This window comes from uncultured Fretibacterium sp. (genome assembly GCF_938040765.1).
GTDB lineage: Bacteria > Synergistota > Synergistia > Synergistales > Aminobacteriaceae > CAJPSE01.
The window spans coordinates 1-9383 of sequence record NZ_CALIAA010000113.1 but is presented as its reverse complement, the minus strand read 5'-3'; the positions used below and the strand labels follow the sequence as shown (position 1 = coordinate 9383).

The 9383-nt window shown below is 63.7% G+C and carries 7 protein-coding genes; 2 read left to right on the top strand and 5 right to left on the bottom strand.

Translation table 11 applies throughout. From position 1 onward, the window contains the following. The 5 genes from Q0176_RS04105 to hrcA all read right to left on the bottom strand — a co-directional run. A partial coding sequence (locus Q0176_RS04105) for a DnaJ C-terminal domain-containing protein (RefSeq protein WP_299299504.1) occupies positions 1 to 832 on the bottom strand: 832 nt, incomplete at its 3' end. Between the two features lie 194 nt (positions 833 to 1026). Continuing rightward, positions 1027 to 2160 (bottom strand): molecular chaperone DnaJ, encoded by a 1134-nt coding sequence (dnaJ, locus tag Q0176_RS04100; protein ID WP_366797147.1) that lies wholly within the window; start codon positions 2158 to 2160, stop codon positions 1027 to 1029. Between the two features lie 372 nt (positions 2161 to 2532). After that, entirely contained in the window at positions 2533 to 4374 is a 1842-nt protein-coding gene (gene dnaK, locus Q0176_RS04095; protein ID WP_299299500.1) for a molecular chaperone DnaK, read from the bottom strand. A 111-nt stretch (positions 4375 to 4485) separates the two neighbouring features. Next, positions 4486 to 5094, bottom strand: a complete 609-nt coding sequence (locus Q0176_RS04090; protein ID WP_299299506.1) for a nucleotide exchange factor GrpE — start codon at positions 5092 to 5094, stop codon at positions 4486 to 4488. A 90-nt stretch (positions 5095 to 5184) separates the two neighbouring features. Beyond that, positions 5185 to 6198 carry a heat-inducible transcriptional repressor HrcA gene (gene hrcA / locus Q0176_RS04085; protein WP_299299498.1) on the bottom strand — a complete coding sequence of 338 codons (1014 nt, stop codon included), beginning with the start codon at positions 6196 to 6198 and terminating at the stop codon, positions 5185 to 5187. A gap of 433 nt (positions 6199 to 6631) precedes the next feature. On the opposite strand from hrcA, the gene Q0176_RS04080 reads away from it, so the two are divergent. Beyond that, the gene (locus Q0176_RS04080) at positions 6632 to 8824 is read left to right on the top strand and encodes a hypothetical protein (RefSeq protein WP_299299496.1); all 2193 of its coding nucleotides are present in this window, start codon (positions 6632 to 6634) and stop codon (positions 8822 to 8824) included. A 48-nt stretch (positions 8825 to 8872) separates the two neighbouring features. Continuing rightward, positions 8873 to 9154, top strand: a complete 282-nt coding sequence (locus Q0176_RS04075) for a hypothetical protein (RefSeq protein ID WP_299299494.1) — start codon at positions 8873 to 8875, stop codon at positions 9152 to 9154. Positions 9155 to 9383: the final 229 nt, after the last annotated feature.

The window sequence follows — 9383 nt, the reverse complement described above, 5'->3', positions numbered from 1 at the left end:
CCGTCAGGTGCCGGGGCAGGCACACCTCCACCCGCACGAACAGGTCGCCGCTGCCCCCGCCCCTCCGGGGAAGCCCCTTGCCGCGCAGACGCAGGCGCTGGCCGTTCTGCGTTCCGGGCGGGAGCTTCATCGTCACGCTGCCCGACAGGGTCTCCACCGAGACCTCATGCCCCAGCACGGCGTCCCACGGCGCGACCCTGACGCTGCGCGTCAGGTCATAGCCATTGACCTGAAACAGGGGATGCGGCGCCAGATGCAGATTGACGTAAATGTCGCCCCCTCCGTTCGCCTTGCCCGGCAGGCGGATCTGGGCCCCCTCCGATATGCCCTGCGGAAGCCGCACGTTGATCGACCTCTGGCAGCCGTCGGGCGAGCGCATCACCAAGGTATGAGTCCCCCCGCGGACAGCATCCTCCAGCGTCAGCTCCAGATCGACCTCGCTGTCCCGGCGTACCGGTGCGCGACTTCCCGCCCCGGCGAAGATATCCGCGAATCCTCCGCCGAAGATCGTCTTGAAGAAGTCGCTGAACCCGCCCATGTCCCCGCCGAAATCCATGTGCGTGCCTTCGCCCTGCCATCCGGGCGGGGGCGTGAAGTCCTGCCCCTGCTCCCAGTTCGCCCCCAGGGTGTCGTAGCGGACGCGTTTGTCGGGGTCCTTCAGAACCTCGTAGGCCTCGTTGATCTCCCGGTAGCGGGCATCCGCATCCTTCTCCTTGGAGACGTCCGGATGATACTTCTTCGCCAGCTTCCTGTATGCCTTGCGGATCTCGTCGGCCGTCGCGGTGCGCGGCACCCCCAGGATCCCGTAATAGTCCTTATACTGAACGGACATCGTTTATCAGCCCCTGATTGACCAATATTAACCTTCTTGAAAAGTATAGCAGTCCCGACAGGGAGCGTAAATAACGAAAACTACGGACACGGGCTTCCTTCAAATGGGCTTCCTTCAGGCGGACCCCCTTCGGGCGGTTCCCGTGCTCCGGCATCCTTCAGGTCGAAAGCGGCGGACGCCGTCCGCCGCTTTCGCTACTCGAAAAGCTTCTTGAACTTCTCGAAGAAACCCGGTTCTCCGGACCCCACCGGGGTCTTCATCTCGCCGGCCAGCTCCGTGATCAGTTCCTTCTGCCGGTCCGTCAGCCTGGAGGGGATATCGATGAACACATGGACGTAGAGGTCCCCGCGGCCGCGAGGCCCGCGCAGGCGCGGCATCCCCTTGCCCCGAACCTTCAGCACCTGGCCGTGCGAGGTCCCGGCGGGCACGCCGATCTTCTCCACGCCATCGATCAGGGTGGAGACCTCCACCTCCGCGCCCAGCACCGCCTGCGGATAGGTCAGGAGGAGGCGGGTGTGCAGGTCCGCCCCATCCCGCTCGAATGCCTTGTCCGGCTTCACGTCGATCAGCAGGTAGAGGTCGCCCTGAGGGCCGCCGTTGACCCCGGCCTCGCCGGCCCCCGTGATGCGCAGCCGCGTCCCCCGTTCCACCCCCGCGGGGACCTTGACCTCGAGCTTGTGCTTCCGCCGTACCTGTCCGCGGCCGCCGCAGTCGGAGCACTTCTCGCGGACGATCTTCCCGCGCCCCTGACACTCCGGACAGACGGTCACGGAGACGAACTGGCCGAAGAGGGTCCGCTGCACCTGCTCCACCTGCCCGCGTCCTCCGCAGACCGAACAGGTCTCGGAGGACGTGCCGGGCTTGGCCCCGGTGCCCCCGCAGCCCTCGCATGCCTCCCAACGCGGGACCTCCAGAGTACGGGTCACCCCGTTGGCGGCCTCCAGCAGGGAGACGCTCAGCGCCATCTCCAGGTCTCCGCCGCGTCGCGGCGCGTTGGGGTCGGCCTGGCGGCGTCCCATCCCCCCCCCGAATACCTGGGCGAAGAGATCGCCGAAGATGTCCCCGAAATCCCCCGTAAAACCGCCGCCCCCAAAGGGGTCCGCTCCATCGGCAGAACCGAACTGGTCGTACCGCGCCCGTTTTTCGGGATCGCTCAGCACGGAGTACGCCGCGTTGATCTTCTTGAACTTCTCCTCGGCCTCCCCGCTGCCATGGTTCGCATCCGGATGGTACTGGCGCGCAAGCTGGCGGTACGCCCTCTTGATCTCCGCCTGAGAGGCGTCGCGCGCGACACCCAGGATCTGATACAAATCTTCCAAAACAAACACACCCCGTTACATCGCCAGGTCGCGCCCCTGTGGGGCCGCGCGGGTCTCCATCCTCGGGCCCCAATCGTAAAAAAAGCTCATTTAATCCATAAAGCCCCCCTGTGGTACCCCAGCTTGCCTGTTTTGATGAGGAAGCTTGCCGGGGCCGCCGCTATCCAGATAGCGGCGTGGGGGCATGGGGGCGAGGCCCCCATGTTAATTTTTTAGGGAAGCGGTGAAGATTTTTGCCTATAGATGTTTTGCATGTTTACCCTTGGTAAAATATGCACTTTTGGGTTAATCAACGCTTCCCTAAGCAAAAGGGACGGAAGGGTAAGAGCCCCTCCGTCCTCCGTTCCATTATAGCTTATTCCAATTCGAAGCGGACTTCAATCAGGCCTGTCCCTGGTCGCTGAACTCGGCGTCCACCGTATCGCCGTCCGACGAGGATGTTCCCTCGCTGCCGGCCGAGGCCGAGGCGTCGGAGGCATTGGGGCTCCCCTGGCCGGCGGCCTGATAGAGCCGGGTGGAGAACTCCTGGAGCGTCCTCTCGAGCTCCTCCTTGGAGCTCTTCATCCTGGCCCCGTCGTTCGCCTCGATGGCACGCTTCAGCTCGTCGAGCTTGGAGTTAACCTTGCCCTTCTCCTCCGCGCTCATCTTATCCCCAAGGTCGCCCAACAGCTTCTCCGCGGTGAACACCGCAGCGTCGGACTCGTTGCGGACCTCGGCGGCCTCGCGCTTCTTCGCATCCTCGTCCGCGTTGGCCTCCGCGTCGTTCTTCATGCGCTCGATATCCTCCTTGGAGAGGTTCGAGGACTGGATGGTGATCTTCTGGGCCTTGCCCGTCCCCTTGTCCTTTGCGGAGACGTTAAGAATGCCGTTGACGTCGATGTTGAAGGTCACCTCGATCTGCGGAATGCCGCGCGGTGCGGGCGGTATGCCGTCCAGGACGAACTGTCCCAGCTTCACGTTGTCCGCCGCCATGGAGCGCTCTCCCTGAAGCACGAGGATCTCCACCTGCGTCTGGTTGTTCGCCGCCGTCGTGAACACCTGGCTCTTCGACACCGGGATCGCCGTGTTCCGCTCGATGACCTTGGTGAACACGCCGCCCAGGGTCTCGAGCCCGAGCGAAAGCGGGGTGACGTCCACCAGCACGATATCCTTGTGGTCGCCCTTCAGGATCGCCCCCTGGATGGCCGCTCCCGCCGCGACGCACTCGTCCGGGTTGATGCCCTTCGTCGGCTCCTTGCCCAGCAGGTCGACGATCTTCTTCTGCACCATCGGCATGCGGGTCGAGCCGCCGACGAGCAGGACCTTGTCGATCTCGCCCGCCTTCAGGCCGGAGTCCTCGAGCGCGCGCTTCGTCGGGGTGATCGTGCGATCCATGAGGTCCGCCGTCATCTCCTCGAACTTCGCCCGGGTCAGCTTCATCTCCAGGTGCTTGGGGCCGCTCTGGTTCGCCGTGATGAAGGGCAGGGAAATCGTGGTCTCCGTCATGGAGGAGAGCTCGACCTTTGCCTTCTCGGCGGCCTCGCGCAGACGCTGCATCGCCATCCGGTCGTTCTTGAGGTCGATTCCCTCGCTCTTCTTGAACTCGGCCGTCATCCAGTCGACGATCCGGTTGTCCCAGTCGTCGCCGCCCAGCCGGTTGTCGCCGGCGGTCGCCAGGACCTCGAACACGCCCTCGCCCACATCCAGGATCGAGACGTCGAACGTACCGCCGCCGAGGTCGAACACCAGGATCTTATGCTCCTCCTTCTTGTTCTCCCCATAGGCAAGACAGGCCGCCGTCGGCTCGTTGATGATGCGCAGGACCTCGAGCCCGGCGATGGTGCCCGCATCCTTCGTCGCCTGGCGCTGGGCGTCCGTGAAGTAGGCCGGAACCGTGATGACCGCCTGAGTGACCGGCTCGCCGAGGTAGTCCTCCGCGTCGCGCTTCAGCTTCTGCAGGATCATCGCGGAGATCTCCTGCGGCGAATATTTCTTTCCGTCGATGTCCACGCGGTAGTCCGTGCCCATCTCGCGCTTGATCGACATGATGGTGTGGTCGGCGTTGACGATGGCCTGGCGCTTGGCCAGCTGGCCCACCAGGCGCTCTCCGTCCTTCGTGAAGGCCACGACGGACGGGGTCGTCCTCATCCCCTCGGAATTGGCGATGATGGTCGTCTGGTCGCCCTCCTGCACCGCGATGCAGCTGTTCGTCGTTCCAAGATCGATTCCTACAACTTTTGCCATTTTCAGTTCCCCCTGTATGCGCTTCAATTTTCAGTTTCTGCAATCGGTTTTTCTTTTATTGCCATCGGCAAACGCTCTCCGGCCCTTTGCCCGGAGGGCGCCGAATCTCAATCACGCCTTGCCCACCGTGACCCGGGATGCCCGCAGCACCCTCTCGTCCGTCCGGTAACCTCGGGTCAGTTCCTCCAGTATCCGGCCATCCTGCTCGGGGTCCTCCACGGGGACCGTCTCCACCGCATCGTGCAGCGCGGGGTCGAAGGGGGCTCCCTCGGTCGGGATGACCCGGACCCCCAGCTCCTCGAGCGTCGAGAGGAACTGACGCCGAACCATCCCCACCCCCACCAGGACGTCCTTCGCGCTTCCGTCCTCCGGGACGGTCAGCGCCCGGTCCAGGTTGTCCAGGACGGGCAGGAGGGACGAGATCGTGTCGTCGGTGACCAGCCTTCGTATCTGCTGCCGCTCCTTCGCCATGCGCTGGCGGTAATTGTAGAAGTCCGCCCGCGCCGCCGCCAGCTCTCCCTCGAGTTCGGCGACGCGCTCCCTCAGCGCCCCCTCCTCGGAGGGAGAGGAAGGAACCGTCTCCGGGTCGGCCCCCCCCTCCTCCCTCAGGACCCCGTCCTCCAGGATGTACTCCTTCACGCGCCCCTCCGACTCCGGATGCGCCTCGACATCTCCTTCACCGCTGCCGGGTTCGAGCTCCTCCCGAATACGGTCGTCCATCACGTCATCATCTCCCAACCAGGGCTTTCGGCGGCGCGGAGGCCGGTTCCACACCGTCCACCCTCCCCGCCGGGCCCGTAATCGAACCGCCTATTCCTCCGCTTCCTCGTCCAGAGCGCTCGCCAGGGACTCCAGAACGGAGATGGAGCGTTCGTAATCCATCCTCAGGGGGCCGATCAGGCCCAAAACCGCCTTTTGCTGCCGAAGTCGGGCAGGGATGAGGATCATGGAGCTCTCCTGCATGCCCTCCGTCTCGTTCTCCTCTCCGATCGAGACGTTCAGCGCCTCGCTCTTCCGGCACTTCTCGATCATGTCGGCCAGGGGCTTCTCCTGCTCCAGCAGGGAGAGGACCGCCTGAAGCCTCGACAGGGTCTGGAAGTGAGGCAAATTCAGGATGTGCTTGGCCCCGCTGCTGAAGAAACGATAGTTCTGCACGGTCAGGAACTCGTCGAGCTCCCTGATGGCCGACCGGCAGGCCGTCTCGGCGTCCTCGAGGCCGCCCTGCACGTACTGGAACAGCACGTCGCGCACATCGCTCCAGGACCGGCCCGACGCGACGGTGTTGATGCGCCGGCTCAGCTCCTCGAGAAGCCCGGGCTCGACCTCGCCGGGAAGGTCGAACTGCGAATGGTGCACCAGCCCGCCCTTCAGGACGATCAGGGCCAGGATGTGGGTCCCCCCCAGCGGCACGAGGTCGATATGCCAGATCTCCGCGTCGTCGAGCCCCGGGACCGCCGCGACCGCGACGCACTTGGTGAGACGGGCCAGGAGGTGCGTGACGTAGGTCAGGAGCCCCTCCACCCCGCTGCGGCGCCCGGCCAGTTCCCGATGCCAGGTCTCGGCCTCGCTGGGACGGCTCCGGGCCCGCGCCGTGACGGAATCCACATAGACCCGATAGGCCTTGGCCGTCGGCAGCCGGCCGGAGGACGTATGGGGCTGATAAAAGTACCCCATCTCCTCGAGATCCGCCATCTCGTTGCGTATCGTGGCGGGACTCAGCCCGCGGATGTACTTCTTCGTGATGGTCCGGGATCCGGCGGGCTCCCCCGTCTTGATGTACTCGTAGACCACAGCGAGGATGATCCCCAGCTGCCGCTCCGTCACCGCCCATCACCTCCGCACAATTACCATTGTCGATTAGCACTCTTTAACGACGAGTGACAACACCTCTTTCACACGGTCAAGATTAGCAAGGGACGCCTTAAATGTCAATACAAGTCAGAGGGGGGAAACTACGGATTTTCCCGCCGTCCTTCCCAAATCCTCCTCGAAGGAGGGGCCCGGCCCCTCATGGAGAGCGTCGGGCCGAATCGTGAACGGGGCGGGCCGGGGAAAGGGCCTTGCGGGGACGGCAGCGAGCGGGGCGGCCATAATGAAGCATCCTGATGACGTATAATGTAGAAAAAGCCTCTTTGTCATTCCGGGTTATCGACGAGAGCTTTTGCGGAGAGGGGCGTTTTTCCGCGCACCCGGCGTTCGGGGAGAGAGTTCAAGGGCATCGAGCCTGAAAGTCCAAGTCTGGAGGTTTATCCCGCTCATGAGAAAAACAACGCGCCTGCTGTCCGGATTGTTTGTCCTGTCCTTCGCCTTGCCGGCCCTGTGGGGGGCCGCGGCGCACGGGGCGGTCGTCGACGACCCCATACACCCCTATCCGTCGAACTACCACTACCAGCTCCGGGACGTCAGCGGCTCCAGGGACGGGCACACGATCGCGGGGGCCCAGTGGTTCGCCACGAGCATCGAGAATTGGTTCTGGAGCTACTACAATCGCGACGACGCCACCCACATCCGTTACCTGCGCACCCGGGGCGGAGAGGCGCCTGAGGTTCCGATCGTGACGTCGGCGGATCTCCTGTACGAGTACAACCACGTCTACATCGACGAGCCCCAGCCCTATCCGGTGTCGTCCCTCTACGATCCCTACATGGATCCCCTCGAATCCCTCTTTCTGGTGATCCCGGAGGGCCGCGGCGACCTGAAGATCCGCCTCGCCAACGACCGGGGGCACCATTTCCCGTGGACCGCCCCCGAATCCAACGACGTCGTATCGCGCGACGTCATGGAGGATATCCTGATCAACGACCTCCCGAACTACAACGTGCAGGCGACGCCCAAAAGCCCTCAGCGCGTCGCGCCCCGAAACTCCATGGAACAGACGTTTCGTTTCCTTGCCGCCGAGACGGACAACTACGGCAGCGTCGCGGGGCACGCGACCTTCCGCCAGTCCGTGAGCCTCGACCTGGGCTATACGGGCTACAGGGAGTCGATCAAGATCCCTCTGGTCGTCGCCAACGTCCACGACGGCCCCGCCTCCGATCCCGGCAACGAGCTCTACTTCGACATGACCATCCGGGAGACCAGCGGGGACCTCAGCGGGGGCTACGTCAGCGGCGACGTGATCGGAGACGTGATCACCCGCACGAAGTTCCGTTGGGGCGTGTCCGACAATATGACGCGCAATCTCGGGACCCTCTTCATCATGACCCCCTACGGGGGGCGGATGCCCACCTACACGCTGCTCTCCCGCATCACGAACCGCACCGGCACCCGCTACCGCGTCCAGCGGTACGACACCCTGGACGTCCCCGCCTCGGACGACCTGATCGGCGGGCGGAGCCCCAGGGACCTGAAGCCCCTTCACTGGCGTTACGATCTCACGCCCGACCTCTACGGCAGCCTGCCCGCATATTTCCTGCTGGACGAGCAGAGCCAGGTCGCTCCGGGGCTGGTCACCGTCTACGAGAACAGGATCGACACGACCTACGGGTCCAGCGAGTCCTTCCGCCTCTATCCGTTCTCCAACGAGGGGAAGAAGTACGACCTGCGCCTCTTCTACCGCCGGATCGGCGGCATGACGCGGCTGGGCCGGGTCTATTCGTCCTTTACGGGGAACCGATACCGCTGGAGGGCGACGGCCTTCGACATGACCTTCGCGGATGTCGTCAAAAACGAGACGAACACCGAGCGCGAGCTCACCCTGCTGATGGGCAAGCCCCCCGTCATGCCGAGGGGAGGATACGGCTTCGGCGGGGTGTCGGACAAGTACATCAAGGCCGAAGCCCTGAACTCCTTCGAGATCGCCTCGCTCGTCCCCGCGGGCCTGGTCTCGATGGACCGGGAGATCGTCTCCCGGGACGCCTCCGGAGACATCGTATCCCGGGATGTCCCCGCTCAGATCGCCGTGCTGCCCGTGCAGATCCGCCTCTGCATCCCCCGGCAGGAGCAGCTGCTCGTCGGGCATTGGGAGGATCTGGAGCAGGCCACGGAAGCTCAGCTTCTGGAACGCTTTGCCCGATTCGGAACGGTGTGGGTACGATCCGAGCAGACCAACGAACGCGACATGAACCTCTTCTCCGCCATTGGGAACCGTGGGGCGGACCTGAAGGAGTGCGTGCGCGCCTTCATCCATGACGACTGTCTCTACCTGGACCTGATCGTCCTGATGGCGGACGCCAAGAGCCCCAAGGCTCAATATACCGCCTACTGCGAGATCGTGAAGGACGATGGGGTTCCCTACGTCCTCCTGGGCGACGGCGCTGCGGACGGGAAATGGAACCTGAGCTTCTACGTCGCGGCGGCAGGCGCAAATCCCCAGCCGGGCTACCCCGAGTCGGGAGACAAACGGCCGAGCAGGGAAGAGGGCGGCGGCGGGTGCAGTGCCTGGGGATTTCCCCTCGTATCCCTGGCCGGGGCTGCGCTGTTCCTTTGCGGACGCCGCAGCAGGCAGTGAGGGAGGACGGAGGCATAGGCCCCAAGCCGCAGAAAGGACGGTGACGCCATGAGCCTTTGGGAGAAGTGGGAGCGGGAAAAACTCCGCAAAAAGGGCTTCCGCGTTCGCGAGCCCAAGGATGTCGAAATTCACGCATCCTATATGAAACCCAACATTCGGAAGCAGATCGCCATTGTCCTGCTGGCCTGCATCGGGTGTCTCCTTCTTGTGCTCTCGGCGATGCTCACGGAGATGATGTTTACGGGAAGAGGATGGTCCAACACCTATATCGTGAGACTCTTCGCGACGATGCAGCAGACGCGGGAGCGCATCTCCTCGCAGAATCCCTGAGAAAAGGACAAAGGCCCGGCCCCTCTCGAGATGGGCCGGGCCTTCTACGCAAAGCGAAGATTTGCTTTCGCGCTTACAGCGCAGCAACATTATCTCAGAACAACGACAAGAACCATGACAAGATAGTGTCAAGGGACAGAGAAAATGTCATGGTTGAAAGGGTGAAAAGGGACCGAGAAAATGTCATCCCCCCCGCCCTTGCTTCCTGCTCAAGTTGCATTGAGGCTGT

Excerpts from the sequence above, each read along its gene's own strand:
- dnaK (WP_299299500.1), bottom strand. The coding sequence starts at position 4,374 with ATGGCAAAAGTTGTAGGAATCGATCTTGGAACGACGAACAGCTGCATC.
- Q0176_RS04090 (WP_299299506.1), bottom strand. The coding sequence starts at position 5,094 with ATGGACGACCGTATTCGGGAGGAGCTCGAACCCGGCAGCGGTGAAGGA.
- Q0176_RS04080 (WP_299299496.1), top strand. The coding sequence starts at position 6,632 with ATGAGAAAAACAACGCGCCTGCTGTCCGGATTGTTTGTCCTGTCCTTC.
- Q0176_RS04075 (WP_299299494.1), top strand. The coding sequence starts at position 8,873 with ATGAGCCTTTGGGAGAAGTGGGAGCGGGAAAAACTCCGCAAAAAGGGC.